Annotated in this window: 26 protein-coding genes and 1 pseudogene; 12 read left to right on the top strand and 15 right to left on the bottom strand. The window is 69.4% G+C overall.

From position 1 onward, the window contains the following. Positions 1 to 424: 424 nt before the first annotated feature. On the top strand, positions 425 to 976 hold the full coding sequence (locus ACWBNA_RS04415; RefSeq protein ID WP_482702496.1) for a lamin tail domain-containing protein: 552 nt from the start codon (positions 425 to 427) through the stop codon (positions 974 to 976). Positions 977 to 1,151: 175 nt separating this feature from the next. On the opposite strand, the gene ACWBNA_RS04410 is transcribed toward ACWBNA_RS04415, so the two are convergent. Further along, on the bottom strand, positions 1,152 to 1,898 hold the full coding sequence (locus ACWBNA_RS04410) for an MBL fold metallo-hydrolase (RefSeq protein WP_482702494.1): 747 nt from the start codon (positions 1,896 to 1,898) through the stop codon (positions 1,152 to 1,154). 388 nt (positions 1,899 to 2,286) lie between these two features. Here ACWBNA_RS04410 and ACWBNA_RS04405 point away from each other — a divergent pair, with 388 nt between their 5' ends. Further along, on the top strand, positions 2,287 to 3,102 hold the full coding sequence (locus ACWBNA_RS04405) for an SAM-dependent methyltransferase (RefSeq protein WP_482702492.1): 816 nt from the start codon (positions 2,287 to 2,289) through the stop codon (positions 3,100 to 3,102). 405 nt (positions 3,103 to 3,507) lie between these two features. Here ACWBNA_RS04405 and ACWBNA_RS04400 read toward each other — a convergent pair. Continuing rightward, a pseudogene (locus tag ACWBNA_RS04400) lies at positions 3,508 to 3,633 on the bottom strand (transposase); the annotation flags it as partial. A 578-nt stretch (positions 3,634 to 4,211) separates the two neighbouring features. Beyond that, entirely contained in the window at positions 4,212 to 5,120 is a 909-nt protein-coding gene (locus ACWBNA_RS04395; protein ID WP_482702490.1) for a helix-turn-helix transcriptional regulator, read from the bottom strand. Positions 5,121 to 5,337: 217 nt separating this feature from the next. Here ACWBNA_RS04395 and ACWBNA_RS04390 point away from each other — a divergent pair, with 217 nt between their 5' ends. From ACWBNA_RS04390 to ACWBNA_RS04370, 5 genes are all read left to right on the top strand, one after another. Next, positions 5,338 to 6,315: an aldo/keto reductase gene (locus ACWBNA_RS04390; RefSeq protein ID WP_482702488.1), complete on the top strand. Its 978-nt coding sequence runs from the start codon at positions 5,338 to 5,340 to the stop codon at positions 6,313 to 6,315. Between the two features lie 66 nt (positions 6,316 to 6,381). Continuing rightward, the gene (locus tag ACWBNA_RS04385; RefSeq protein WP_482702486.1) at positions 6,382 to 7,401 is read left to right on the top strand and encodes a zinc-binding dehydrogenase; all 1,020 of its coding nucleotides are present in this window, start codon (positions 6,382 to 6,384) and stop codon (positions 7,399 to 7,401) included. 39 nt (positions 7,402 to 7,440) lie between these two features. Then, positions 7,441 to 8,292, top strand: a complete 852-nt coding sequence (locus tag ACWBNA_RS04380; RefSeq protein ID WP_482702484.1) for an aldo/keto reductase — start codon at positions 7,441 to 7,443, stop codon at positions 8,290 to 8,292. A gap of 292 nt (positions 8,293 to 8,584) precedes the next feature. Continuing rightward, on the top strand, positions 8,585 to 9,790 hold the full coding sequence (locus ACWBNA_RS04375) for an NAD(P)/FAD-dependent oxidoreductase (protein WP_482702481.1): 1,206 nt from the start codon (positions 8,585 to 8,587) through the stop codon (positions 9,788 to 9,790). A gap of 173 nt (positions 9,791 to 9,963) precedes the next feature. Next, complete coding sequence (locus ACWBNA_RS04370) at positions 9,964 to 10,860, top strand: RNA polymerase sigma-70 factor (protein ID WP_482702479.1); 897 nt, start codon at positions 9,964 to 9,966, stop codon at positions 10,858 to 10,860. A gap of 254 nt (positions 10,861 to 11,114) precedes the next feature. Here the strand turns inward: ACWBNA_RS04370 and ACWBNA_RS04365 are convergent, their stop codons facing one another. Further along, a complete protein-coding gene (locus ACWBNA_RS04365) occupies positions 11,115 to 11,714 on the bottom strand; it encodes a hypothetical protein (protein WP_482702477.1) in 600 nt (199 codons plus the stop codon). A 492-nt stretch (positions 11,715 to 12,206) separates the two neighbouring features. Between ACWBNA_RS04365 and ACWBNA_RS04360 the strand changes: the two genes are divergently transcribed. Beyond that, entirely contained in the window at positions 12,207 to 12,929 is a 723-nt protein-coding gene (locus ACWBNA_RS04360; RefSeq protein WP_482702475.1) for a dienelactone hydrolase family protein, read from the top strand. A gap of 353 nt (positions 12,930 to 13,282) precedes the next feature. Here ACWBNA_RS04360 and ACWBNA_RS04355 read toward each other — a convergent pair whose 3' ends face one another. Together ACWBNA_RS04355 and ACWBNA_RS04350 are read right to left on the bottom strand one after the other, a co-directional pair. After that, positions 13,283 to 13,948: a response regulator gene (locus ACWBNA_RS04355; protein WP_482702473.1), complete on the bottom strand. Its 666-nt coding sequence runs from the start codon at positions 13,946 to 13,948 to the stop codon at positions 13,283 to 13,285. Beyond that, the gene (locus ACWBNA_RS04350; protein ID WP_482702472.1) at positions 13,945 to 15,939 is read right to left on the bottom strand and encodes a sensor histidine kinase; all 1,995 of its coding nucleotides are present in this window, start codon (positions 15,937 to 15,939) and stop codon (positions 13,945 to 13,947) included. Before ACWBNA_RS04350 ends, ACWBNA_RS04355 begins: the two co-directional genes overlap by 4 nt. A gap of 150 nt (positions 15,940 to 16,089) precedes the next feature. Between ACWBNA_RS04350 and ACWBNA_RS04345 the strand changes: the two genes are divergently transcribed. Continuing rightward, positions 16,090 to 16,785, top strand: coding sequence for a hypothetical protein (locus ACWBNA_RS04345; protein ID WP_482702470.1), 696 nt, complete (start codon positions 16,090 to 16,092; stop codon positions 16,783 to 16,785). Positions 16,786 to 16,984: 199 nt separating this feature from the next. On the opposite strand, the gene ACWBNA_RS04340 is transcribed toward ACWBNA_RS04345, so the two are convergent. Together ACWBNA_RS04340 and ACWBNA_RS04335 are read right to left on the bottom strand one after the other, a co-directional pair. Beyond that, the gene (locus ACWBNA_RS04340; RefSeq protein ID WP_482702469.1) at positions 16,985 to 17,140 is read right to left on the bottom strand and encodes a hypothetical protein; all 156 of its coding nucleotides are present in this window, start codon (positions 17,138 to 17,140) and stop codon (positions 16,985 to 16,987) included. A 56-nt stretch (positions 17,141 to 17,196) separates the two neighbouring features. Next, positions 17,197 to 17,667, bottom strand: coding sequence for a glycosyltransferase family 2 protein (locus ACWBNA_RS04335; RefSeq protein ID WP_482702467.1), 471 nt, complete (start codon positions 17,665 to 17,667; stop codon positions 17,197 to 17,199). Positions 17,668 to 17,932: 265 nt separating this feature from the next. Here ACWBNA_RS04335 and ACWBNA_RS04330 point away from each other — a divergent pair, with 265 nt between their 5' ends. Next, positions 17,933 to 18,403 (top strand): hypothetical protein, encoded by a 471-nt coding sequence (locus ACWBNA_RS04330; protein WP_482702465.1) that lies wholly within the window; start codon positions 17,933 to 17,935, stop codon positions 18,401 to 18,403. A 191-nt stretch (positions 18,404 to 18,594) separates the two neighbouring features. On the opposite strand, the gene ACWBNA_RS04325 is transcribed toward ACWBNA_RS04330, so the two are convergent. Continuing rightward, the gene (locus ACWBNA_RS04325; protein WP_482702464.1) at positions 18,595 to 18,888 is read right to left on the bottom strand and encodes a hypothetical protein; all 294 of its coding nucleotides are present in this window, start codon (positions 18,886 to 18,888) and stop codon (positions 18,595 to 18,597) included. A gap of 575 nt (positions 18,889 to 19,463) precedes the next feature. Then, positions 19,464 to 19,889, bottom strand: a complete 426-nt coding sequence (locus ACWBNA_RS04320; protein ID WP_482702463.1) for a hypothetical protein — start codon at positions 19,887 to 19,889, stop codon at positions 19,464 to 19,466. A 342-nt stretch (positions 19,890 to 20,231) separates the two neighbouring features. Between ACWBNA_RS04320 and ACWBNA_RS04315 the strand changes: the two genes are divergently transcribed. After that, positions 20,232 to 20,606 carry a DUF6924 domain-containing protein gene (locus ACWBNA_RS04315; protein WP_482702462.1) on the top strand — a complete coding sequence of 125 codons (375 nt, stop codon included), beginning with the start codon at positions 20,232 to 20,234 and terminating at the stop codon, positions 20,604 to 20,606. A 192-nt stretch (positions 20,607 to 20,798) separates the two neighbouring features. Here the strand turns inward: ACWBNA_RS04315 and ACWBNA_RS04310 are convergent, their stop codons facing one another. The 4 genes from ACWBNA_RS04310 to ACWBNA_RS04295 all read right to left on the bottom strand — a co-directional run bounded on the left by ACWBNA_RS04310 (position 20,799) and on the right by ACWBNA_RS04295 (position 25,523). Next, positions 20,799 to 21,737, bottom strand: a complete 939-nt coding sequence (locus ACWBNA_RS04310; protein ID WP_482702461.1) for an ATP-grasp domain-containing protein — start codon at positions 21,735 to 21,737, stop codon at positions 20,799 to 20,801. A gap of 8 nt (positions 21,738 to 21,745) precedes the next feature. Continuing rightward, positions 21,746 to 22,015 (bottom strand): hypothetical protein, encoded by a 270-nt coding sequence (locus ACWBNA_RS04305; RefSeq protein ID WP_482702459.1) that lies wholly within the window; start codon positions 22,013 to 22,015, stop codon positions 21,746 to 21,748. A 503-nt stretch (positions 22,016 to 22,518) separates the two neighbouring features. Then, the gene (locus ACWBNA_RS04300) at positions 22,519 to 25,170 is read right to left on the bottom strand and encodes a tyrosinase family protein (RefSeq protein WP_482702457.1); all 2,652 of its coding nucleotides are present in this window, start codon (positions 25,168 to 25,170) and stop codon (positions 22,519 to 22,521) included. Continuing rightward, positions 25,167 to 25,523 (bottom strand): hypothetical protein, encoded by a 357-nt coding sequence (locus tag ACWBNA_RS04295; RefSeq protein ID WP_482702455.1) that lies wholly within the window; start codon positions 25,521 to 25,523, stop codon positions 25,167 to 25,169. The genes ACWBNA_RS04300 and ACWBNA_RS04295 overlap by 4 nt, the downstream gene beginning before the upstream one ends. A 493-nt stretch (positions 25,524 to 26,016) precedes the next feature. Here ACWBNA_RS04295 and ACWBNA_RS04290 point away from each other — a divergent pair, with 493 nt between their 5' ends. Then, positions 26,017 to 26,193: a hypothetical protein gene (locus ACWBNA_RS04290; protein ID WP_482702454.1), complete on the top strand. Its 177-nt coding sequence runs from the start codon at positions 26,017 to 26,019 to the stop codon at positions 26,191 to 26,193. A gap of 430 nt (positions 26,194 to 26,623) precedes the next feature. Here ACWBNA_RS04290 and ACWBNA_RS04285 read toward each other — a convergent pair. Beyond that, on the bottom strand, positions 26,624 to 26,982 hold a 359-nt coding region (locus tag ACWBNA_RS04285; protein WP_482702452.1), incomplete at its 5' end, for a DNA-directed RNA polymerase subunit alpha C-terminal domain-containing protein.

Below are 26,982 nucleotides of genomic sequence, written 5' to 3'. Positions count from 1 at the left end.
GTGTCCATGATCTCGTCGGGCCTCTGAGATCCCGAACAGGGGTGAGCTGCCGAGGCGCCGGGTTCGTCTGGTTTCGGGATTTATGTGATGTATATGGCTGTTACTTACTTTTGGGTGATGGGTGGAGTGCTGGGGGGTGGCGGGCTGTGGCGAGCGGGTGGCATAGCCGCAGTCCGGACGGTTGCCTCGAGCCGACCGCCCATCAGAATGCTGCATTCAGTGCATTGATGGACGATGCATGCGAGAGTCACAGCAATATGGACAACGTGTAACACGGCTCGTATTTCGCGCGCCCGGCCAAGTCGGAGGACCAGAGTGTGGGTGTGCGGCCAACCGGCCGCCACCCGCACTCGCACCGTCCTCGTACGTGGCTTCGCGCTGGGCCGCTTACGGGGGGGGTGCCCGCATCCTGCAAGGAGACCTCGTGTCCGTTTCGACTGTTTCCGCCCGTCGTCTGGCTGCCGCCACGCTCGCGGCCGCTGCCGTGATCGGGGCGGTGGCCCTCCCGGCGTCCGCCGCCGACCACCCGCGTCCGGACCGTACGCGGGTGGAGATCAGCAGCGTGCAGTACGACTCCCCGGGCTGGGACAACCTCTCCAACCGCTCCCTGAACAAGGAGTGGGTGGAGCTCACCAACACCACCCGCCACAGCGTGAACCTCGACGGGTGGACGCTCGCGGACGAGCACGGCCGCACCTACACCTTCGACCACTACCGCCTGGACGGCCGATCGAGCGTCCGTATCCACACCGGTTCAGGTCGCGACACCCGCACCGATCTGTTCCAGGACCGCCGCCAGCACGTGTGGGACAACCACGCCGGCACCGCCACCCTGCGCAACGACCGCGGCCGCTTCATCGACGACGCCTCCTGGGGCAGCGACCGCCACCACCACCGCGACCGCAGCAACCGTCACCACGACAGTGACGGCAGCGACCGCGGCCACCACCACCACGGCGACCGCTCCCATGGCTGACTCGCAGACGCACGTGCCCGTGACTACTGAACGCGGCACCGGCAAGCTCGCGTAAGACGGCGGCGCGCCCGGCCCTTTGACGGCCGGCGCGCCGCTGACGTGCGCCTGGCGTGGCCCACTTCATCAAGCGGCGTTGGCGTCCGCATCATTCGGTGTGGGGGTTCATGTGGCCGCTTCAACGAGAGACGTTGGTGACGAGCCCAGGGGTGGCGACGTCGATGGGGTAGCGGAAGGCTTCCGCGGCTGCTTCGTGTGCGGCGTTCGGATCTGTCCCCGGCCACAGGTGGGTGAGCATGAGCCTGGCAGCGCCTGCCTGGCTGGCGTACTGGCCGGCCAGTCGTGCGGTCAGCAGGTACGGTGCGTCGGCGGCCGGTACCTGGTGGACGTAGGTCGCCTCCGACAACAGCAGGTCGGCACCTTGAGCGAGGCGCAGGATGTCGGGACTTGGACCCGTGTCGCCGGTATAGGCGAGCACGGCGTGCGGCGTGGTCAGCCGGATGCCGGCGTTGGGCACGAAGTGCGGCAGGAGCCGGGTGTCAACTCTGAAGGGGCCGATGTCGAACTGGTCGCCTGGCTGGAACTCGCGAAGTCGGTACGCCTCGGCGAGCATGCTCGGCTTGTCGAGCGCGAGAACGGCATCGGCCGCGCCGTGGGGTGCGTAGACCGGCAGTGCAGGCGGTGGCGTATCACTCAGACCTCGAGCCCGTAGGAGCGGGTTGAGGTCAGCGCAGTGGTCGGGGTGCCCATGGCTGAGGAGCACGGCGTCAAGCGCGTCGGCGGTGTTGTGGTCGAGCAGGCGTGGCAGCGTGGCGTACCCGGGGTCGATGAGCAGGCGGAAGCCTTCGTGTTCGACGAGGTAGCCGCTGCATGCCTGGAGTGCGGTGGGCCACGCTCCGCAGCCGCCGAGAACGGTCAGATGCATGCCAAAGGACCCTAGTTGCCATGCCGTGGAAGTGAGCAAGCATTTTCCGGGCAGGGAAGTGGAGGTGATCGAGACGTTGGTGCCAGGAACGCTCGAAGATCCACTTGTTCACCGAGCAGACCGGTCTACCCCTCTCGGTCCGCATCTCCGGTGCCGACTTCACGGCATCCAGGCGCTCAAGCCGCTGGGGCGCGGTATCCGGCCGATCCGGCCCGGCGCGGGCCGCGCAGGCGACGGCCCGCCAAACTGCACGCGCACAAGGGCTGCGACGAGCCAGGCGTCGCTGACCGACCAGCCGAAAACCTGAACTACAGGGTAGATGACGGGGGTTGGGGCATAGGTTGTGCCGTGGATGATCCACCTCTCGGTTGAAGGACGGACGCGAGTTATGGCCGACCCTGTGACGACGCCCGAACCAGCGAAGCATCAGAAGATCGACACGTCGCTGCCGCACTCCGCCCGCATCTGGAACTACTGGCTCGGCGGCAAGGACAACTATCCCGTCGACGAGGAGGCCGGCGACGCGTACACAGCAGTCTTCCCCGGCATCGTCACCATCGCCCGCTCCAGCCGGGCCTTCCTACGCCGCAACATCAGGTATCTCGTGTCCGAGGCGGGCATCCGGCAATTCCTGGACATCGGCACCGGCCTTCCGACCGCCCAGAACACCCACGAGGTCGCTCAAGGGCTCGCCCCCGAGGCACGGATCGTCTACGTCGACAACGATCCGATGGTCCTCGCCCACGCCCGCGCCCTGCTCCAGTCCACCCATGAGGGTGCGACCGCGTACATCGACGCCAATGTGACGGACCCGGACCGCGTCCTCGCGGCCGCCGCCAGGACACTGGACTTCGACCGCCCCGCCGCGCTCATCCTCAGCAACATCCTGGGCCACGTCGCCGACTACGATCAGGCCCGCTCCATCGTCACGTGGCTGATGGACGCCCTGCCCTCGGGCAGTTACCTCTCTGTCAACGACGGGTCACGCGGCATCGACCCGGTCTTCGAGCAGGCCCAGGATCACTACAACAACAGCGGTGCCGTCTCGTACAACCTGCGCACCGTCGACGAGATCACCACGTTCTTCGACGGCTTGGAACTCCTCGAACCCGGCGTCGTCTCGGTGACGCAGTGGCGCCCGGAGCCCGGTTCGCCCACCCCGGAGGTCGTCGCCGAGCACGGCGGACTCGCCCGGAAGGCGTAGCTGACACGAGGCCGAGCACGGCGGACTGGCCCGGAAGGCGTAGCTGACACGAGAGGGAAGCCGCTGCTTTACGCCGGCCCTCGTGGTCGACGTAGACCACCGCGAGTGGATCGCTGGTCAGGGACGTTGGCCACGACGTGAGCATCGCCTCGGCGGCCACGCCGACCGCGTATCGGGGATCCCGGCGGCAGCCGCCTTGACCTGAGGCCGGCTGGGGAAGGTATCTCCAGCCCGAGGCCGAAAAGCTTGCCTCCGTCCTCAACACCGTTCACGGCTGATCGCCGTGTCGGCCTGAGGCCGGTGCCCCTGGCGGCGTGAGCATCCCGAACCGGGTTTGAGCTGCTTCTCCTGTCCGGGAGGGCTCTTGCCGCGAATCGACGATCAGGAACCGCAGGTGAGTCGCCGGGCGCGACCCGCGCAGGCGGCGAGATGGCCGACGGTCGGGAAGATGCTGCCGTCGCCGATCTCGATGAGGATGCGGGCTCCCGTCCTGGCGCCGACTTACGGCGTGGACGTCAGGACTTTGGGGGGCGGGTCGGAGGCGGAGCCGACGGCGTGGATCCGACCGGTGGGCCGACGCGGCGTGTTTCCGGCCGCAGTGTCTCGACGGCGCGCTGACCGCGCCTTCTGCAAGCGTCAGCAATCGGCCCGGGTGTCATGGCAGGAGGAGCACTTTGCCGGTCTGCCGTTGGCCTTCCAGGTACGAGTTGGGCCTCAAAGCCGGGCACAACCCGGACAGCGGGTCACCGCACCCTGCTGCGCGCCGAACGCGAGCGCCTCGCAGCCGGGGTCGAGAGGTCGCCGCGTAGCGGATGCCAAGCTCAACTACTCAGATTGTCCGGGGTCGATGGTGCGAGAGGACGATGGAGTCAGCGCGAGAGCGCTGGCATGCCGACCCTGGGGCGGGTTCCTGCGGGAGGCGCAAGGTGAACGTTGCTCCCTTGCCCAGCCCGGCGGATTCCGCGGTGATGTCTCCGCCATGAGCCCGGGCGATGCCCCTTGGACGGCGGGACGATGCAGGACGCCATTCGCTGCCGGGAGCGCCCGACGAGTCGCCGGCCCCGGGGGACGGCGGAAGCCTGCGGTCCCAATTCGCGTGCCGTGGTGGCTTACGGCTGCTGGCCGGTGGCTTTCGAGGTGGGGGCGGGGCGTTCCGCCTGCCGGGGCGCGGTCATGTCGAGCAGGAGCAGGGCGTCGTGGTCGGGGGTTCCGGGTTCGGCGGTGTAGACGCCGATGCGCTGGCCGGGGGTGCCTTCGACGTGCAGTGACTGCGAGGTGAGGGTGACCGCGCCGACTTGGGGGTGCCGGAAGGCCTTGTGGGCGGGCTTGCGGCCGGTCACTTCGTAGCGTTCCCACAGTCCGGCGAAGTCGTGGCTTTTCAGCAGCAGTTCGCCGACGAGGCTGGTGAGGTCGGGAGCGTCGGGTGCGTTGCCGGCGATGGCACGCAGGCGGGCGACGCATGCGGTGATCTGCCGGTCCCAGTCGGGGAACAGGTCGCGCGCCACGGGGTGCAGGAACAGGTAGCGGGCGAGGTTGCGATGCTTGGCCGGCCAGTCGTCCAGGCCCGCGTAGAGGGCGAGACCGCCGGGGTTCCAGGCGAGCATGTCCATGCTGCGGCTGATGACGTAGGCCGGGTTCGGGCGCAGTGATTCGAGGAGCAGCTTGAGGTGGGGGCGCACGGTGCGGCTGGGCGCGGGCGGCGGCTCGGGGGTGTAGCGGGCGGCGCGGGCGGCGAGCTCTCGCAGGTGCTGGTGTTCCTGGTCGTCCATGCGCAGAGCGCGGGCGAGGGCGTCGAGGACGGCGGGGCTGGGGCGGGTCTCCTTGCCGCGTTCCAGGCGCACGTAGTAGTCGATGCTGATGCCGGCGAGGGTGGCCAGCTCTTCGCGGCGCAGGCCGGGGGTGCGGCGGATGCCGGCGCCGACGGTGAGGCCGACGTGTTCGGGGCTGGTCTGGGTCCGGCGGGCGCGTAGGTAACGGCCCAGCTCGGCGCCCTCGCTGTGCGCGCTCTGGGATGCCATGACTCCAGTCTCACCCGCTGGGCACCCGCTGCGCGGACGGGAGGGGAGCCCTGTCACTACCCCTGAAGAGCCCGCCCTGCCACACCGGAGCAATCCGGGCCAAGGTGAAGGAGCAAGACGCCGGCACCCCGGCCGACGCCAGAGCCACCACAAGCATGACGTGGCCGGACGGGCGAGGGTGAGGATGCCGGTACACCACGGATCGAAAGAGGGCGAGATGCGGTACATCAAGCTGCGTGACCTGGAGGTTTCCCGGATCGGGCTGGGCGCCATGGGGATGTCCCACGGCTACACCGGCTCCGGCACGGACGACGCGGAGTCGATCAGGACCGTGCACCGGGCGCTCGAGCTGGGAGTCACGCTCATCGACACCGCCGAGATCTACGGGCCTTACACCAACGAGGAACTGCTCGGGAGGGCGCTGAAGGGACGCCGGGAGAAGGCGGTGCTGGCCACCAAGTTCGGCCTGGTCTCGCACGGCGGGGACGGCGCCTGGAACCTGGACTCCAGCCCGGCGAACATCCGCACCGCGGTCGAGGGCTCCCTGAAGCGGCTGGGCACCGACCACATCGACCTGTACTACCAGCACCGGGTGGACCCGAACACGCCGATCGAGGAGACCGCCGGCGCCGTCAAAGAGCTGATCGCCGAGGGCAAGGTGCGCGCCTTCGGGCTCTCCGAGGCAGGCCCGGACACGATCCGCCGCGCCCACGCCGTCCAGCCGGTCACCGCGGTGCAGTCGGAGTACTCCCTGTGGACGCGCGGAATCGAGGAGCGCGTCCTGCCCCTTCTGCGGGAGCTGAACATCGGACTCGTGCCGTTCTCCCCGCTCGGGCGCGGCTTCCTGACGGGCACGGTCCGCTCCACCGACGAGTTCGACAAGGACGACTTCCGACGCGACAACCCGCGCTTCACCGGTGAGAACTTCCGGCGCAACCTCGCGATCGCCGATGAGGTACAAGCCCTGGCCGCCGAGGTCGGCGCCACGCCCGCCCAGGTCGCGCTGGCCTGGCTGCTCGCCCAGGGCGACGACATCGCCCCGATCCCCGGCACGAAGCGGGTGGGCCGCGTAGAGGAGAACACCGCCGCCGACGCGATCACGCCGACCAGCGAGCAGCTCCACAGGCTCAGCAGCCTGCCCCCCGCCGCCGGCGACACCCACACCGAGGCCCAGGCGCAGCTGCTCGAACGCTGATCCCGCCCCCGGCACGCCGCGCTTCTCGTGGCGCCACCCCCTCCCTCGTTTGGAATAACACCCCTCATGCGTGCAGCAGTGATGTACGGAGCCGGCGACGTCCGCGTCGAGCACCGTCCCGACCCGAAGATCGTCCAGCCGACCGACGCGGTCGTGCGCACAGTGGCCGCGTGCGTGTGCGGCAGCGACCTGTGGCCGTACCAGTCGATGCCCGCCACCGACGCCGGCCGCCCCATGGGCCATGAGTTCCTCGGCGTCGTCGAGGAGACCGGCGCGGACGTGATGGGCCTGACGGCGGGGGACCTGGTCGTCGCCCCGTTCACCTACAGCGACAACACCTGCGACTACTGCGTCAAGGGCCTGCACATCTCGTGCCGCAACGGCGGCCGGTACGGCGTCGACGGCGGGCAGGGCGAAGCCGTCCGCGTGCCGCATGCGGCCGGCACCCTGGTGAGGCTGCCGGTCGCCGCCGACTCCGCGCTGCTGCCGTCGCTGCTGGCGCTGTCGGACGTGATGACCACCGGCCACCATGGCGCTGTCACCGCCGGCGTCGGCCGCGGCGATGCGGTGGTCGTGGTCGGGGACGGCGCGGTCGGCCTGTGCGCGGTGATCGCCGCCAAGCGGCTCGGCGCCGAGCGGATCGTGCTCGCCGGCCGCCACGAGGCCCGCACGGCTCTCGGCCGCGAGTTCGGCGCATCCGACGTCGTCGCCGAGCGCGGCGAGGAGGGCATCGCCCGCATCCACGAGCTGACCGGCGGCGTGGACAAGGTCATCGAGGCTGTCGGCACCCGCCAGGCCCTCGACACGGCTCTGGGCGCGGTCCTGGACGGCGGCACCATCAGCCGCCTTGGTGTCCCGCAGTACGAGCAGGGTCCGATCGGCCCGGCCGAGTTCATGCGCAACATCACCCTGACCGGCGGCGCCAGCCCCGCCCGCGCCTACATCGAGCACCTACTGCCCGACGTCCTGGACGGCACCATCGCCCCCGGCCGCGTCTTCGACCAGACCTTCACCCTCGACCAGACGCCGGACGCCTACCGGGCCATGGCCGACCGTCAGGTCCTCAAGGCCCTCATCCGCCCCTGACTTCCCTCTCCCCACCGGACAGCGAAGGACATCCCGCTCATGCAGACCGTCACCCTCAACAACGGCGTCAAGATGCCGCTCCTCGGCTTCGGCGTCTACCAGATCCCCGCCGAGGACACCGAGCGCGCCGCGTCCGAGGCGCTGGCCGCCGGCTACCGCCTGCTGGACACCGCCGCCGCCTACGGCAACGAAGAAGCCGTAGGCCGGGCCATCAAGTCCAGCGGCATCGCCCGCCAGGACCTGTTCGTCACCACCAAGCTGTGGATTCAGGACGCCCCCGCCGAGGACCACACCATGCGCGCCTTCGAGACGTCCCTGAACAAGCTGGGCCTGGACCACCTCGACCTGTACCTGATGCACCAGCCCTTCGGTGACGTCTACGGCCAGTGGCGCGCCATGGAGGCGCTGAACCGCGCGGGCGCGGCGAAGGCGATCGGCGTCGCCAACTTCTACCCCGACCGGCTGATCGACCTGATCGTCAACAACGAGATCACCCCGGCGGTCAACCAGATCGAGACCCACCCCTTCTTCCAGCGCGCCGACTACCAGGGCCTCATGCGCGAACACGGCGTGCAGATCCAGTCCTGGGGCGGCTTCGCGGAAGGCAAGAACGACCTGTTCACCAACCCGCTGCTGGCCCAGATCGGCAAGGAACACGGCAAGTCGGTCGCGCAGGTCGTGTTGCGCTGGCTGACCCAGCGCGGCGTCATCGCCATCCCCAAGTCGGTGCGCGCCGAGCGCATGGCCGAGAACATCGACATCTTCGACTTCCAGCTCACCGACGGGCAGATGGCCCAGATCGCCACCCTCGACACCGGCGGCTCCCTGTTCTTCGACCACCGCGACCCCGAGATCGTCACCTGGCTCGCCACCCGCCGCCTGGACGCCTGACCCGCACCCGCCCCAAGGGCAGGACATGCTGTGGGTGGCCGGCTCCCGGGGCTCTGCGGTGCGGGTCCCGGCCGAACGGCGCCGCAGGGCCTCGTCTTCGTTCTCGGTCAGCCGCTGGTCGTCACAGCTTCGCGACGGCGACACCGGCCGAGCAGATGACGGCGCTCGGGTCCAGCGATCGGGGCGGATCCGTGGAGGCGGTCATGCCCGGAAAGTGATGTGCGTCACATGCTGTCACAGTGATCGAGGAAGCGGTGTCTTGTGTCCGAAGCCCTCAAGCGGAGGAGACACCATGACTGAGAACACCGATGTGGTCGTGATCGGCGGCGGGTACGCCGGCGTCATGGCGGCCAATCGACTGACACAGCGCGACGACGTGACAGTGACGCTGATCAACCCGCGCCCGAGTTTCGTCCACCGGGTCCGCCTGCACCAACTGGTGGGCGGGTCCCACGGCGCGGTCGTCGACTTCCGGGAGGTTCTGGGCGAGCGCGTCCGGCTGGTGGTCGACACCGTGGCACGGATCGACGTGGCCGGGCGCAGCGTGACGTTGGCGGCCGGTGGCACGGTCGGCTTCGACTACCTGGTTTACGCGGTGGGCAGTGGCAGCGCCGACCCGAGTGTGCCCGGGGCGGCCGACTTTGCTTACCCGATCGCCACCTTCGAGGAGGCGGGTCGGCTGCGGCCGGTCCTCGACGCCGCCCCCGCGACGGCCGCGGTGACAGTTGTCGGAGCCGGTCCGACCGGCATCGAGACCGCCGCCGAGCTGGCGGAGGCCGGCCGCGCCGTGACCCTGGTCTGCGGAGGGGTGCTTGGCCCGTACCTGCACCCTCGGGGCCGACGCTCGGTGGCCGGGCGGCTGGCCAAGCTCGGTGTGACCGTGCTCGACGGCCCCGACACGAAGGTGACGGCTGTGACCCGCGATGCCGTGCAGCTCGCTGATGGCCGCGAGCTGCCGAGCCAGGTGACCATCTGGACCGCCGGATTCGGCGTGCCGGACCTGGCCGTGCGCAGCGGGCTGAGCACCGACGCCCTGGGCCGCCTGCTCACGGACGAGACCCTGACCAGCATGGACAACGTGCGCATCGTTGCGGCCGGGGACTCGGCGGCGCCCTCGGGCCTGCCGCTGCGGATGAGCTGCCAGGCAGCGATCCCACTGGGCGCGCGGGCCGCCGACACGGTGCTCAGCCGTATCGCGGCTGAGCAGCCCGCGCCCCTCAACGAGACGTTCGCGGGACAGTGCATCAGCCTCGGCCGACGCGCCGGGATCTTCCAGTTCGCCCACCGGTACGACGTCGCGGTGTGGTTCCACATCGACGGCGGCCTGGGCGCCAGGCTCAAGGAGTTCGTGTGCAAGGGCATCACCAAGCACCTGGCCGACGAGGCAGGCAAGCCGGGTTCGTACCGCTTGCACCTCATGTCAGGGGGTGCCAAGCGCCAACAACTGCTGCAGGCCGAGCGCGGCGAGACGCCGGCCACCGCTGAACGGGCAGCCTGACCAAGCACTCGTGGTCGCGTGTCACAACCGTGCGCCGGGTGGTGTCCCACTCTCGATCGCACCGAAGAGGTGGGCCAAGATCGAACGGCTACCTACGAAAAGGACCTTGTTGTGGATGCACGCTTAAAGGCCTTGGGCAACCTGGGCCGGCCGCGAAGAAGAGGGGCCGAGATATGAGCGACCAAGCCGCTGACCCGGCGACCGAGACGTTCGTCGCCCACCGCAACCTGCTCTTCACCGTCGCATACGAAATGCTCGGATCGGTCGCCGACGCCGAGGACGTGCTTCAGGAAACCTGGCTGCGATGGGTCAAGGTCGACCTGGAGCAGGTGCGCGACCACCGCGCCTACCTGGTCCGGGTCACGACCCGGCAGGCCCTCAACCGGCTGCGCACCATGACGCGCCGCAAGGAGGCGTACGTCGGGCCCTGGCTGCCCGAGCCGATGCTCACCGCACCGGACGTGGCCGAGGACGTGGAGCTCGCCGAGAGTGTGTCGATGGCGATGATGCTCGTCCTGGAGACACTGTCGCCGACGGAGCGCGCCGTGTTCGTGCTGCGCGAGGCCTTCGATGTCGGCTACGAGGAGATCGCGGCCGCCGTCGGCAAGAGCACTGCGGCCGTCCGCCAGATCGCACACCGCGCCCGCCAGCACGTCGACGCCCGCCGCCCCCGCAAGGTGGTCTCCCCGGGTGAGACCCGGGCGGCCCTGGAGTCGTTCCAGCGCGCGCTCGAAACCGGGGACCTTCAGGGCCTCCTCGACGTGCTCGCCCCCGAGGTCGTCTACATGGGCGACGGCGGCGGCGTCAAGCACGCTGCGCTGCGGCCGATCATCGGCGCCGACAAGGTGGCCCGCCTCATCGTCGGCGGAACCGGCAGGCCCGGAATCGCGCTCACCCTCGACCCCACCGTGGTCAACGGCAACCCGGCACTCCTCGTGTACCTGGACGGCGAGGTCGACGGCATCATCGCGATCCGGGTCGAGGACGCCCGCATCACGGGCCTCTACTTCGTCCGCAACCCCGAGAAGCTGTCCGGCATCGCATCCGAGACCCCGCTCACCCTGCGATGAATGCAAGGTGACGGGCCGGCCACCCGGAGGTCAGGTGCAGCGCTGAACCCCCGTACGGTCCTCGCGGGTTCACGACTTCGCCTGTCAGGACATGCCACGCTCGCGCTTGCTGTAGGGCTTTGCCTCCCAGTGGCTGGGAGGCAAAGCCATGCCCCCGGCTCGGCGACGGCATCGGCCTGCGGGGTGGGCCCGCCCGTGCGGGAACCTCGAAACGGTGTTCGGGGCGGGGTTGCTCCATGTCCTGCATGGAGCGCCTACGGCTCGGGGTCGGACCAAGTCGCCACAAGTGATGGCCGATCCGGAAAGAGGGGACCGGGGACCATCTCCTTGAGGGTTTCACCGTTGAGCCAGCACACCTGCTCGGGGCCGCCGTCGCCGGTGTCGAACAGGCAGCACACGCCGCCACTGGCGGCGGCGAGGTCGGTGAACACCTTCCTGATGTTGGTCGACCGCGCGAACAAGCGGCTCATCCCCGACGTCGCTGCCCAGCACTCCACCGACGCGTAACCAGGGTGCAGGAAGGACACGAACCGGATCGTCACGTAGACGTACCCGATCTGGATACGCCCGTCCGCCTCAGGTTCAGGGCCGCCCGTCGCCGCGTACTCGCGCAGTGCTTCATCGACGTCGAACATGATCGACGTGTCGAGCTCGAGCGTGCTGCTCATAGAGCAGTCGACCGGCTCGCTCTTGTACTGGGACGTGAACGGGAGGACGAGCCGGTCCCCACCAGGCAGCGTGATCTCAAGTGGGGGCACGGCACGGGTCGGTGGCGCCAGCTCGGCCAGATTGGCCAACGCCCTGGCGACGTTCCAAGGACGCAGATGGATGTCGTAGCCGTAGATCAGCCCCAATACTTCCCCCTGTACCGGATCGAACCGCACCCTCTCATGACCTGGCCCTCGGGTGCCTGCCGGTTTCGGAGAGGCGCACCGATCCGGCGCCACAGTGGTTTCCTGATGCTCCTTGCCTGCGTGGGTTCATCGTGCGTCTTGTGCATACCCGCGACGGGCGAAGCGAGACGAACGCCGGCTCACCGCCCTCGGGCCAGCTCAGTTGGCTGGGGAGCCGATCGGTGAGTGCGGTGACGGTCTTTCTGGTTCTTGGAGCCCTGATCGACCAGGGCCTTGTCGACAGCGCTGCTTGTTCGCAGCGAGGACGGAGCCTCCGCGAAAACCCGTTGGCGGACCACGGCGGCCGTTGCTAATCTCCCGGAGGCCGTGCGAGAGAACGAGGAGGTGGTACCTGTGAACGCAGAATCGACATGGGTGCTCCCCTCCGGGGTCACGGTCGGGCTGTAGGTCGTCCGGGAGCGCCGTTCAAGAGCACTCCCGAAAGGCACGACCATGCAATTCACTTCTGAGAAGCGCCTTGACGACGGCGTCCTCGAGCGCGAATTCACCCTCGGGGAGATCCCCGGCACCCTGTGGACGCCCGGATCCGCACCAGCCCCGCTGATCCTGATGGCCCACAACAACGGCCTGCCCAAGGCGGACCCTCGGCTGGTGGCCCGGGCCCGGTACACCGCGGCGCGCGGCTACGCGGTGGCCACCATCGACGCCGCCGGGTGCGGTGACCGTCCCCGTTCCGCCGCCGACGAGCAAGCCCGTGCCGACCTCCGGCGGGCGATGCGGGCCGGCGAGCCGGTCGACGAGATCTTCGAGTCCTTCATCGGCCCGCTGGTCGACAACGCGGTCCCGGAATGGCAGAGCACTCTGGACGCGCTCCTCGAGCTGCCCGAGATCGGCGGCCCGGTCGGGTACTCCGGGGGGTGGACCGCCCTCGGCATTCGGCTGGCGGTGGTCGAGCCGCGCATCGTGGCCGCAGGCTTCTTCGCCGGGGGGTACGTTCCTCGGGCCCAGCGCGAGGAAGCCCGGCAGGTCACCATTCCGCTGCTGTTCCTGCTGCAGTGGGACGACGAAGGGAACCCCCGGCAACGGGCGCTGGACCTGTTCGACGCCTTCGGCAGCAAGGAGAAGACGCTGCACGCCAACCTGGGTGGGCACACCGGCACCCCGTGGTTCGAGCTGGAGGACGGGTGCAGGTTCTTGGACCGGCACCTGAAGTGAGGCCGGACCGTCTGGCAGGCAGCAGGCAGCAGGCAGCAGGCAGCAGACGGTAGGCGGTAGGCGGTGCCGGCCAGGATGCCGTCATCGAGGACAGGTCCCGGCCCTCCTCATGGCGGTGGCCGGCACAAGCACAGCCGCCACAATCGCGGTGCTTCCGGCCATCGGCTGTACGCCGCGTTCAGCATTCCGCGGGCGCCGTTGGCCGGCCTCTGTGAACAGGACCTCGGTGGCGGCGGGTGGCGGCGGGGCAGGACTCGATTCCCCTGTGGCGATCACGCCCACGAAGTCGAACGCCCCCCAGGCCAGGGTCAGTAGGACCCCCTGAGCGATCCGAGGACCTGCCGCGCATACATCTACGTGGAGTGACGGGGATGCCCCAGGCCCGCGTCCCGCGCGAGGGCCGCCGCCTCCGTGCGGGATCGGGCGTGCAGTTTCGCCAGGACGTCGCTGACCCGGTTGCGGATGGTCTTCTCGGACAGGGACAGGCGGCGGGCGATGGAAGCGTTGTCCAGGCCGCGGGAGATCAGGTCGAGGGTCTCGCGTTCGCGGTCGGTGAGGTGCGGAAAGGGGAGGGGCGATCTGGCGGTGGACGGAGCGGCGAACTGCGACAGGACGCGCTGGGCGATCCGGGGGCCGAAGACCGCTTCGCCGCGGGCCACACCGAGCAGGGCACGGTGGACGTCGGCTCCGTCTGATTCCTTGAGCAGGTAGCCACGTGCGCCGACGCGCAAGGCGGCGAAGACCGAGTCGTCGTCCTCGTCCATGGTCAGGATGAGGACGGCGATCTCAGGATGGGCCGTCGTGATCTGGGCCGTGGCCTCCAGGCCGCTGACGTTCGGCATGCGCAGGTCCATGAGCACGATCGCCGGCCGCAGCTGACCGGCGGCGGTGATGGCTTCGGCACCGTCGGACGCTTCTCCGACGACCGTCACATCGGGGAGATCGGCGAGGACGGTGGCCATGCCTGCCCGGAAGACGGGATGGTCGTCGACGACGAGGACGGTGACGGGGACGTTCACTGGTGGTCACCCACCGGGAGGATGGCTCGCACGAGGGTGCCGCCGCCGGGCGCGGCCGTCACCTCCAGACGGCCTCCGATCTCGGCTGCACGCTCCCGCATACTGCGCAGGCCGACACCGGCCCTGTGCCTGGGGGGAATGCCGCGTCCGTTGTCGCGGATCGAGAGAATCAAGACGGTGTCCTTCATCCGGGCGGTCAGTTCGAGGCGGCCGGCGGCGCTGTGTCTGACGGCGTTGGCGACCGCCTCGGCGGCGATGGCGTACGCGGCGACCTCGACGGCGGCCGGCAGGCGGTGGCAGGCGCCGTCGATGCTGTTGTGGCATGCCGGTGTGTCGTATCCGGCGAGCAGTTCCCGTAGGGCGCCGGGAAGCCCCAACTGGTCGAGGACCGCGGGCCGCAGCCCGTGGACCACGGTGCGCAGATCGGCGACGGTGGAGCGAAGCCTGTCCCGAAGTGTCCTGACACACCCCGCGAGATGGGGATCGTCGATGCGCCGGGCGAGGGCATCGAGCTGGTGGGCGGTGCCGGCCAGAGAGGGGCCGATGCCGTCGTGGAGGTCCGCGCGCAGCCGCCGGCGCTCCTCCTCACGCACCGACAGGATGCGTGAGCGACTGCGGGCGATGTCCTCGACGAGACCGGCGGCGTAGGCGAGTGTTCCGGCGCGGTCTGCGACCTCTTCCACTGCGGCCTGCTCCTTAGCCGTCCAAGGGTCGTTGACGCTTCGCCGCCCTACGCGAAGTACCCCGAGTTCGCGGCCCAGAGCCCGGCAGGGAAAGGCCCGCCAGCCCGCGCCCGCCGCCGGCCTGCCCGAGGCCGCTGCCACGGCGGGGCTTTCGAACGCCGCGTAGGGCAGGCGCAGCGCATGCCGCAAGGCGTCGACGAGATGCTGCATGGCTTCCGCCGGCTCGCAAGCCGGAGCGACACGGCGACCGACGTGGGCGACAACGGCGTACGGATCGTGGCGATGCCCGAATAGCGTGCGGTCCACGGCCGCCTGGACGGCGCCGCGCCCGTTGGCCGCGAGCAGCGCGGTGAAAGCGATCAGACACGTTCCCGTCAGGGACCCGGGCGCGATCAGTCTCGCGCCGGCGACGACCGCGGCGTACACCCCCAGGACAAGCGCGCTGAGGACGGCGAAGACGATGGCGCGGCCGAGGACCAGCTCCACGTCGAACAGCCTGTGCCGCAGCATGGCGACCGCGACGCTCGCGGGTGGGCCGAGCAGCCCTACCAGCATGACGAGGTCACCGACCAGAGCCGGCTGCTCGGCGTCGTCCAACAGGAAGGAGAAGAAGGAGAACACCATCAGCAGCCCGCCCAGCATCAGCCACTGCAGTTGAGCCCGCTCGACACCGGTCGCCGCGCGGGTGCGCAGGACAAGGAAGACGGCGGCCGCCAGGCTGCCGCCGAGCATGGTGGCCGCGGCACAGATGAACATCACGGTGTGCAGCCACCCCCAGCCCGCGATCCCGAGAGGGTTCGGGACACCAGGGACGGGATCGGTGCCGCTGGGCCGCAGCATCGTGGCCAGCGTTCCTGTCGCGGCGACTGTGATGACCGCCCAGGCGCACGCCCGGCGCGGCGCCGTTTCCAGGCGACCGTGCGGAAAGAGCAAGGGCACCAAGGGGGTGGCGAACCAGTAGCCGACAAAGCCCCAGCAGCCGATCCAGGCCCCCACTTCCCACCCGGGAAGCGGATCCGCCGCCACTAGGCTGCTGTAACCGGCGTAATAGGCCAGCAGATAGTACGGCCCGATCATCGCGGGCAGCAGCATCAGCCAGCAGACGGGATTGCGCGGGCGGCCCCTGGCAACGAGGGCGCCCACCAGCGGCCAGACCGTGCCGAGCACGAGGTCAGACCAGTACAGGGGGGTAATGGCGATGCGTTCGGCCAGCCAGCCGTGCACGGGCACCGTCGCAACGCAGCCCGCTGTGCCCAGGCCCGCGATGACGTACGCAGTGTGACGCAGTGCCAGATCCCCCCGACTCACACCCACATGTTCCCGTAATGCGGGCCCTTACCGGGCGCGATCCGGCAAAACCATCCCAGTCGGTCGGGACCCGGGTCCCTGGGCGGCGGGACACGCCTACCGCGACATTCGGATCGGCAACGTACCCGCACATACAGGGAGTTGATGCGGATGACCACCATCGATCCGGAAGCCCGCTCGGGGGACATGGCGCGACAGGAGCGTGACGGAAGGGCGAAGTGGCCCCTGTTCGGGGTGGGAGCAGGCCTGTTGGGAGGAGTCGCCACGCTTCTGGCGGATGTCCGGGCCGGCACGGACCCGCGGGAACCCGTCGATGCGTCGGTCCTTGACGACGTGGGGCGCTCCATGGCGCATCTCGGTCTCGTCGCCGGCTTCCTGACGGTAGTCCTGCTCCTCGTGCTGGCTGCGGCATGGCGGCGTCAGGTCGAGCCGCGGGTTCCGGGCAGCACCGCTGCCTACGTGGTCAGCGGCGCTTTGACGGCCTCGGCCGCAGGACTGACCTACGGTTACGGATGGAAGGGCGCCCTGGCGATCTATTTGCCGGCCGGCATGGATGAGCAGTCCTTCGGTCAGGACGGACTGTTCGTCTACTTCATGCTCAACGACTTCGGCGGGTACATCGGCTGGCTCGGCGTCGTGGTCGCGGCTGGAGCGGTGGCCTGGATGGCGTTGCGTGAACGCACGATCTCACGGTGGATCGGCTGGTTCAGCCTCGTGCCCGTACTGGCAGTGGTCCTGTTCGCGGGCATCACCGGCCTACCCGGCTTCCAGGGTGTCGTCGGACCGGCATGGATGCTGGTCACCTTCGTCGGATTGACGTGGGGGCGCAGCGCGATCGTCCGCTGACACGGCGGGAGACAGGGGCGGCTCACCGGCGAGTGAACCGCCTTCCACAGGCGTCAGCTCCATCGCAACTCCAGCCCCGTCCGAGGGCGATGACGGCACCAGCCCATCCTGTCGAACTGATCGCGGGCGGCAGCTTGTGACTGCGGGCGACTTCCTCAAACGGGCCCGCCGGGCCGGGGCCAGTGCGGCCACCGGCCGTTCACTGCTGCTGGGCAGCCTCCGCCGCCGTGAGCAGGGCGGTGCGCGAGTCCGGCGTGCGCAGGGCGGGGGCTGGCACGGTGCGCGCGGCGACGTGGACGGCCAGCTCCTCGCCGAGTTCCCTGAGCCCCGCGCCCCAACGGCATGTCCGGCCCACCGAGGGTCCCGGCAGGCCGGGCCTGGGCCGATCCCGTCCGGGTCCGGTTGATCATGTCAATCGAGCCGACCCCAGTCGCCGAACGTGCTGAAGAAGTCCTCGACGGTCCGTGAACTGGTGGCCGCGAGTCTGTTCCGCTGGTCCTCCCAGTCGCTGAGGAACACATCGACCAGGGCCTCGGTCGCCCTCGGCGTTCCGATGATCTTGCGTAGGCATGCTTCGCGGCGGGAATCCTCGAAGTGAATGAGCGCGACACGTGCCACGTTGTAGGCGCGGCTCGCTGCGCTGAGTCGATAGGGCGGGTTTGGCCGGAACCGGTGTGCCAGTCGCGCCGACGGGACGGCCAGAACGCTGACCCCGGCACGCCATGCCCGCAGGCTGAAGTCGACGTCTTCCAGTCCGAGTTCCCGGAAAGTCCCGAAGCCGCCGAGGCGGTCGAAGGTGGTGCGGCTCAGGGCCAGGCATCCTCCCGGCGCGATGGGCAATCGGTACGAGGCGTCATCCGGGCCGGGCGGCAGCCAGCGCATCCGCAGTGCGGGGCGGCGGGCTTCTAGGCTGGCAGGCTGGCCCTCATGTGCGAGAACCTGTGGGGTGACATCTGCCGACTCCCTTGCAACCGCCTCCGAGATACATGCCCACCTCGTTGCGCAGCTCAACTGCGCCCTTCGTTCCCCTGAGACGTTCGGAGGTGAGGTCTCACTGCACGTACTGATCACGAACCTGCTGTTCGTCGAACGTCGGCCCGAGGCCTTCGCCCCCCAGCGGCAGGCTTGGATTGACAGCAGGACCCTTATGGCCACCGGTGTGAAGGGGGCGTACAGGGAGTTGATTCCCGGACACTGCTACGACGACTGCATGGCCTCGGTGTACGCGGAATTCGCACAACGATCCGGTTGGCTGGAGTCGGACCGGCTGCTCACGCCCACCGAGTACGAGGCTCTCAAGGGTTCCGTGCGCTCCTGGGCCAAGAAGGACCGCACATGGCCGGACGTGACTGCGGCGTTCGGGCCACCCTCCGTCTTGCTGGGCGGAGAGAACCCCCTGTACGGGAAGACGCTCGGCTACCTCAGCGAGGACATGGAGCAGCCGATGGTGGTCTTCCACCTGTGGAACGGCAGCGCGCCAGGAACCAACTCCTGGCCGCCCGAGCATGAGCAGCCGCTGCTCCTCGCGGTGCGTTTCGGTGACGGCCCTTTCCGCGAGACCTTCACCTTCACCCCGGAAGGCGAGCGAAAGAGGCCCGAGGTCGTTTGCCCGCACTAGGGAACATATCGGGAGTGGATCTTGGAAGTGGATCTTGTGCGGAGGGTGTGGGTATGTCGCTTGGCAACATGGCTGGTCACGGTGAGCCGGTGATGCCGGCCGACGTCAGCCGAAGAGAAGGGCGACGTCCTTCTCGATGCAGAGCTGCAGGACGACCACCAGCTGGCGGGCGTCGTCGATGTGCCCCTGGACTACGGGGTCGACGCTTCCGTCCTGAGGATGGTCGGCGCCTGTAGGCGGGGCAGGATCGCGGCGCACTGGATCGACGTGAGGTCGGGGCCTTCGTCATCGGGGTGATCGAGAAGGGGTGCCAGAGTGGTGGAGACATCGTTCCAGGAGCGCTGTCCACCGAAGCCATGCATCTCGTCGAGTGCGAATCCCTCGGCCCGAGCCAGTCGCTGCCGGAACACTCCGAAGCCGGTGTAGGACCAGGACACGTCCGGGCTGCTGGTGTCGTCGTCTCCTGGGAACAGAACGAGCCCCACGTGTCCTCCTCGTTGACCGAGCACACAGGATCGGCTTGAGGAACGGGCGACGGCAACTGGGATTATTTCGTCGTGGGTGGCACGATCGCGGCGTCGGAGCGGCGGACTGGGGCCGCGCCTGCACGCCGCAGTGCGCTTGGTCCTGCTGGTCGTCACATACCAGCGCACTACGCCTGCGCCTGCAGACCGGCAGCTACCTGGCCCCCTGCTGCAACCGGCTGTGTGGTATCCGGCCGCCGTGCTCGTGAACGTCCGGGTCGGTATGCAACGCAAGCTGATGAAGACCGCCGTCGCGGCCGGCCTCTGCCCGCTCGCGACGGCACCGACGCCGTCCAAGCAGCTGCAGAGCATCGCGGCTGCGGATCTGGCAGAGATGTACTTCCGGAAGGACTGCACCAGTGTCCACGGCATGGTCGTGGAGTTCAGCGACGCGGAGCAAGCGAGATCGATCTGCGGACGGTGCCTCATCATGCGCCCGAACCAGGTGAGACCCCGCCCCCACGCGCGCAGCGTGGAGGCGAGGCCTCAGGGCCACGGCTATGGCGGGACCCCTGCTGATCACGGTCCGGCGGCCCCTAGCAGAACGGGGTGTCCGGGAGCACGTTGTCTGGGTAGTCGACGTAGTAACTGGCCATCCAGCCCTCGAAATTGGGCAGGATGACATAGACCCAGTAGGGGTTGCCGCCCACTGTCTGGCTGCCGACCTTCTGGCACCATGCCTCGAACGAGACGCCCGGGTTCACCTGCCCCCGCACGTTCGGACAGTTGGCCGCGGACGGTGAGTTGTTGCAGACGGCGAAGTTGCTGTGGTTGTGGCGCACGTTCACGTTGGTGGCCCAGGTGGTGAAGGCGCGCTTGATGGAGACATCACCAGCGCTCTTGCCTGCGACTGCGGGGCGGGGCCCAGGAGTCGCAGTGTCGGCTGCTCCCGCAGGGGCGGTGGCGGCCAGGCTGAGTCCGATGGTCAGGGCGGCTGCAGCCAGAGTCGAGCTGATTCTCATACGATCCCCCGTCCGGCCGGTGGTCCCTCCACCGCTACCGGACTGCTCCATGCTCCCCAGTCGACGCTCAGTCTTTAAAGGTGCATGTCAGCCATCGGCGACACCGTGCTGCCAAACCTCTGGTCGAGGTGCGCGATGTCCACGGGAGTCGGCCGACTGTGCACATAGCTCGCTGATCTCGTCCTGCGCGGCACCGACGACACGTTTCCGGCCAATAATCAAATCGCCCTGGTCGGACACATCTTGGGGATAGTTGCCCCAGTGCTGTGACCGGATCGGTTTCCGGGTTGGCGGTACCGTCCAAGCATGAATCAGCTCCCTTGCACTTTGGAAGCTCTCGTAGTGCGCACCGACTTCTCCGCCGGCGCTGCTTGGGACGCTCTGAGGGCGGCGCTGTACTCGCCCGGCAGGGACGGCTTCCTGGCCAACGTCGCACTCGTCGATGACCGGAGGTACGAGGGTTTGACACCTGGCCAGGCCCTCGATCTGATTCCTGCGGAGTACCAGCATCCACTCCTTGTCCTGGCGGACTCTGTAGCTGTCGCCTCGCCCGAACTGCCGCTCCTCGTGGTGGACCTGCGGGGTGAGCGTGAGCGGTGTGTCCGCGTTGTGGCAGCCGAGCTGTGGAGCATCGAGAACAACGTCGAGGGCGCGAACATGGACTTCGAGGAGTTCGCGGGCGCCGTCGGCGGCGACGGCGTTTTCCGCGGCTTTTGAGTCACTGGCCACCAGATGGTCAGGCTGCGAGTGCGAGGGGACGTCCGCCCCGGCGGATACCGTCTTTCGCTGCATGTGCGGGCGCTTTCTCTGCGCTGGGCTGCGAGTGCGCCGGGGTGGTGGCATTGGGCCCCCGACCCTGCGTCCGACGTCAGCGGATCGTCGCGGATGTGGGGGAGAAGCGACGACGGATCACCGGTCGTGTCCGCCGACCTCCGCGCAGGAGAGCAGGAAGTCGAGGAAGTGGTCGTCCAGTGGTTCCCCCAGCAGCGGCTGCAGGAAGAGGAACTGCCCCTGCGGGTTGACCTCCAGCCAGACGGGCTCGCCGTCCGGGGTCAGCTTGATGTCGATGGCGCCCATGCGCAGCCCGAGGCGCCGCAGCACCTCAACCACCCGGCGGCCCACGTCGGGCGGTACCTCCCACCTGGAGATGGGCACGTTGAGGTCGGGACGCCAGTCGAGCCGGTCGGTCTCGATGAGGGCCGCGTACATGCGCTCGCCGAAGCAGTTGAGCCGGACGTGCCTGCGGCCGGGGATGTATTCCTGGTAGACGGCCGGGCAGACGCTGAAGGACTCCTCGGGGATGGCCTGCGGGTCGTCGATGTACTGGGTGAACATGAGCGGGCCAGTCGCGCCCACCACGGGTTTGACGATGACGCGGTCCACGGTGCGGGCGAACTCCGCCACCTCGTCGCGGGATTGGGAGACGAGCGTGCGCGGCACCCGGAAGCCCGCCTCCCGCGCCACGGAGAGCTGGTACAGCTTGTCCGCAGCGCGATCGGTTGCTTCAGGGGTGGAGATCCACTGGCCGCGGAAGGACGCCGCGAGGATGCCGCCGAGGGCGCCGCGGCTGTCGTTGTCGACCAGGCGTTGCTGGTGGTCGGTCGACGCGCGGGCCGAAGCCTGCTGGTTCGCTCGCATTCGCCGCCACCACAGCACCGACACCGCGTCGAGGGGGATGGTGCGCCCTTCCGAGGTCAGGACGGTGCTGGGTGTGTCCCCGTGCGAACTCCATGTCAGGCCGGGACGTTCGCTGATGCGGTCGCACTCCAGGACGTGGAAGTCGCGGAAGCCGCGGCGGACGGCGGCGTCCCGGATGACATGAGTGTGGAAGTCGTCCTCGACGGACACCGTAAGGATCATTGGACGGGGCAGTCCACGCAGCAGTCGTCGGAGCAGCCGCACGAGCACGACTCCGACGCCGAGCCTGCCATGCGGGTGGCGTCGATGCGCATCCCGGTGGTGGCGCGGACGGCCTCCTCCCAGTCCCGTAGCTCCTCTGGTGTGTTCAGGCGTACGAACGAGTCGGGCTGTGCCCTGAGGATGACAGGAGGAGCGAGTTCGGTCGAGATCTTGGACCGGGCCTGAGCGTCCTCGGCCACGGAGTCTCCGAGCTTGAACGATGCCATGGTGAGTCACCTCCATGGAAGGTTGGTGACGTGTGGGCTCTCCACCAGCACAGCACCGTTACGGCGTTGCCGCACGTCGAGCAAATTGACGACTCAACAGGCCTGGCGCATCGTGCCGCCCGGCCCCGCCCTGCCTCGCGCCGCGTCAGCCGGTCGGTGCTGGAGGTGCGACCGTCGACGAGCTGCCCCGCGCGTACCGCGTTCACCTGGTAGCCGGGGGCCGCCCCACGCAACACCCCGACGCCGTCCGCCGTGCCCCCGTCGAACAACCTGCCAGGCTCGGCCCACGCGTCGAACCGGTGCCGTCCGGTCGGCCCCCGCTCACCACGCCCGGTTCCCCTCGTCGTCTGCTTCCCGCGGAAGCCCGAACCGCCACCGCGACCCTGACCGCCACCGCCAACGCGACCGCGACCGTGACCGCCACCGCCACCGCCACCGCCACCGCGACCGCCACCGCGACCGCCACCGGCGGCCGCGGTTCGGCATCGAAGGAATCCGAATGCTCAGCCCAGCGTCGGCTCACCGTCCTCGTCCGAGGCGACGACATGGACAGACGGCCCGTCCCCGCCGGACAGCACGGCGGCCGTGAAGCACTGCTCCCTGGTGAAGGGCATGCGGCCGTGTGTATGGCCCGTGGCCGTGACCCGGATGCGCCAGACGCCCGCCATGCCTGCCTCGAAGCCGCCGCGGAATGCGCCCGGCAGTTCCTCGCCGAGGGGTACGGACATGCCGACGCCGTCGGGACGCGTCACCTCTGCCACCACCTCGGCCCGGCCTGCGACGTGCTCGCCGAATTCGGTGAGGGAGGCGTCGATCCGCAGGCGCGTTCCCGGTTCCAGGCTCGGCTGGGCGAGACGGGCGTTGAACCGCAGGTTGCTCCAGGCGTGGATGAGGAGGCCGTACCTCGGTCCGTGTGCCTCCAGCCCGTCGATATCCACCAGCCGGGCAGGGTCTCCTGCGGCCTCGGTCCTGAGCCGGTCGCTCTCGTTGCGCACCGAGTCCCCGTCGGCCGTGAGGCGCACGTGCCAGGTGCCGGCGTGCGCCCCCGGGCCGACGGCCAGCGGCAGGTGGAAGCGGCAGTAAGCCATGGCGGGGCCCGGCCGGACGGGCGCGCCCAGCGCGGCGAGGTCTGCCTCCGTCAGCAGCTGCCCCGCCGGAGTCTCCAGCGTCAGGCGCACCGCGGCTGTGTCCCTCAGCAGGATCACTGTGGCCTCGATGTCGGCCTCGGTGAGCCGGAACGGGATCCGGACTTCCGCCGCGTTGGTGACGACGCCCGTCCCCGTGCTCACCACGTCGTCGTCGGCGGCCGAGGCGAGGGCTTGAAGGACGTACGAGGAGAGGCGGAAGCGGTCGTCCGCCTCGGCGCCGAGGGTGTCGGTGATCAGCAGGCTTCCCTCGGTCGTCTGGGTGAGCCTGGTCAGCACCGGGGCGCTCACCGGCTGGGCGCGGCCGAGACCTACGGCGAAAGTGCGCAGACCGATGCTCCCGGCGACGTCGTCCAGGAACTCGGGCTGGTTCTCCTGGCCGTCGGTGACGACGACCAGCGCGAAGTCGGCGAAGTCGCGGAGCACGGGTAGGACGGCCTCCTGTGCCGCGACCAGTCCGTCTCCGACCGAGGTGTTGCCACTCGGCTCGAGCGCGGCGACTGCCGCCAGGACGTCGTCGCGCTGGCTCCCGTCCGGGGTGAAGGCCGCCGGCTTCACATCGGGGTGCGCGTCCTGGTCGAATGCCACCACTCCGGCGCCGCTTCCGTCGCGGACGAGTTCGACGCCTTGGGCGACGGCCTCGCGCAGCAGCCGGATGCGGCTGTCGCCCGTGCGCACGGGCCGGGCCATGCTGAGCGAGGTGTCGAGTGCGAACATCACTGCGGTGGTCTGCCGTGTGACGGTGTTGGCCGTGAGAAGTACGTCGAAGACCTGCCCGGTCTCCACGCAGCGGATCTTCACCGGACCGCCGGCCGCGACGCCTGCCGCGGCCTCGCCGGTGAAGGCGAACCAGAACTTCACCACGTCGAAGGGGGCGTTGTCGGGCACCGGGGTGTGGGTGACGGTGCCGCCGCGTGTGGTGAGCCCGTACGGTGCGGCCGGTCCGCTGCCGGGCACGATCTCCAAGTGGACGCGGGCGGCGGCGCGGACCCGGAACTCGGCGGCCCGCCAACGGGTCGCTCCCGAGGGGATGTTGCGGAAGTTCACGGTGGGTGTCGCCAGCTCCACCAGTGGCGGATCGGTGTCGAAGATGAAGCCGAGGTTGCGGCGGTAGTCGAGGGAGCGGGCGGGGGTCGTGTCGGTCGTGTCGAGGTGGGCCATGGTGTCGTGGAGGTTGTGCCCAGCGGGACCGTCGCCTGCCGGGAGGTACGGCGCGTTCGGGTGCGTGTGCTGCCAGCGGGCCCACAGGCGGTCGACGTTGCAGTGGTGCAGGAAGAAGACGGGGTCGTTGGGGGAGGTGCCGGGGCCCATGTCTCCGCCGACCCAGATGTGGACGCGGTTGTGCAGCTGGGAGCCGCCTTCGGTGTCGGTCTTGCGCCAGCCTTCCAGCCGGTTGCGGAAGCTGCGCTGGCTCCGCCGCCCCCAGGGTGCCTCGTCGTACGTGTCCCAGTTGAGGACCATGTCCTCCACTTGGGCGGCGGTGGGAAAGGTCGGCAGATTTGAGGCGGGCGCACCCGCAGTGCTGCCGAGCGCCCGGACGATGCCCGGGCGGGGGACGAGACCGCCGGTCTCCAGGTCCTCGATCAGTGCGGTCCAGTGCCGGAACGGTCCGGTGGTCACTTCGCCGTTCGGGCCGTCGCCGTCGCCGCCCATGTACACAGGGCCGGCAGCCGGGTCCGTGTTCCACAGCGGGGCCGCCGACGGCGCGGCCGCGTCGGCCGACCAGTCCCAATAGGGCAGCGTGACGTTCCTCTTCTTGGACTGAAGTAGCAGCTCCAGTTCCCGGCAGAAGTACCGGTGCCACGGCAGGAACGCGGGTCCGCGGTGCGCGGCGTTGCGGACGTTGGTGTCCGCGTCCTCGCCGGGCAGCGGGGTCGCGTCCATCATGGCGTGATGGTGGCGCGCGATGAAGTCGTCGTAACTGCCGTCCGCCTTGATGGCGTTGAGGGCGTCCTGGAAGTCGGCGAGTTCCTGCGGGGCCAGATGGTAGATGTTCTTGCGAATGTTCACCGGGCGCCCCCGCCGTTGCCGTGCTCGTGGTCGTGGTCGTGGTCGTGACCACCGTGGTCGTGGCCGCCACCGCCGTGGTCATGCCCGCCCCCGCCGGTGTGACCGCCGCGCAGAACCCAAGTCCTGCCCTGCGTCTCCAGGAGCGACTCCACGAGGTCGTCGATGGTGGGAAATCCGGTGAACATGTTGGCGAGCTGACTGTGGTACTCGCCGTCCATGTAGGTGACCTGGACAGGCATGCCGTCCAGTCGGAGGTCGACGCTCCCTCCCTCCCCCGCAACGATCCGGACGTCCACTCCGCGGCTCACGTAGTGGCGGCCCTCGGGCCGCTGGGCATCTTGTTGTGACGACATACAGTCACTATGGTCACGGACGGTAACATTTTCGGATGGGGCGCACCGCCGGGCGGCCGGGATTCACCCGGGCGCACCCCGGGAACCTTGCGTCGCCCCGCGCCCCACACCGCCCCGCCTCCCAGGCTCCCGCTCAGCGCTCCGGCGCCGTCCGCGGTACCGGCACGGTGACGCACAGGCCGTGAGGGATGTTCGTCTTGTACGAGGGGAGCGCTCTGCCAGCGGCGACCGGTGCGGCCGAGCAGGTCGAGGGCAGCCTGGGAGGCCGTGGTTGCGGCGCGCGTGGACGTCGGCGTCCAGGCCCGGCAGGGCATGATCAGGCGCTCGCCGGGGCAGGGACTGTTGGCCGGCACGGCCGGGGGTTGGTGGTGACGGTCGGCGACAAGATCGAGCAGGCGGTCACCGGTCTGCCTGGCTCGCACGTTGCCGGGCGGGTTCTCGAGCGACTGAGGGGATGCGCCGCGCTCGCGGGCTCCCGGCCCGGGAGTGGGCCATGCGCTTCGGCCAAGCCGCGCTGCTGGGCGGCCGGGCCGAAGCGCATGGCCCCTGCGGGGCTGCGCGGGCCGGTGGCTTCGGCGAGTTCGCCGTGGTCCGGATCACCAATGACCGGATCCTGGAGAACGCCATGGTGTCGGCGCCCCGTCGTCCACCGGGTCCCACACCGAACTGACGGTGGACGTGATGCACAAGGCCGTCTACGCCTTCGTCAACGGCGCAATGGCCGACGGCTTGATGCCCCGGGCGCCCGCGGCCGGGACAGCGTCGCGCCGCCTGTCCGGCCCGGCGGACACGGCGACGTCGGCCCGCTGTCCCGACCCATGCCTAAGGGAGGCAGCCGTCTGCCGGGCTGGGTCGGCGGCGACTCAGGTCGAGGCCGACGGGCAGTCGCGAGGCCATGCACCGGAGTCGCTCGCCCCGTCCCACATCCGCGAACGGCTGTGCGAGGACGACCCCGCGTACGCGGTCGCTATCGCCCCTCGAGCTGCGGCGGTTCTGCAGCCGGGGCGACAGCGGGTCCTTCTCGGCCCTGATGTTCGTGCAGCGGGCAGGGAACAACGTGGAAGTTCTCCGGTCCCGTCGCGACCGGCGCAGCGCGGCGTTCAGTATTGCTCGGTCTCCACGAAACCCCCGTCCGCATCGTCGTCCGCGCCGAGTGCGGCGGTGGTCGGGTCGAATCCGGGCGGGCTGTCCTTGAGGCCCAGGCCCATGCCGGCGAGCTTGGCCTTGACCTCGTCGATCGACTTCGCACCGAAGTTGCGGATGTCCAGCAGGTCGGCCTCGGAGCGGGCGACGAGCTCACCCACGGAATGGACGCCCTCGCGCTTGAGGCAGTTGTACGACCGGACGGTGAGGTCGAGATCCTCGATCGGCAGTACCAGGTCGGCGGCCAGGGCGGCGTCCGTGGGGGACGGGCCCATGTCGATGCCCTCGGCGTCGATGTTGAGCTCACGGGCCAGAC

The sequence above is a fragment of the Streptomyces sp. Q2 genome, from assembly GCF_056820935.1.
The sequence above is the reverse complement of the archived record's forward strand: the minus strand, read 5'-3'. Positions and strand labels throughout refer to the sequence as shown.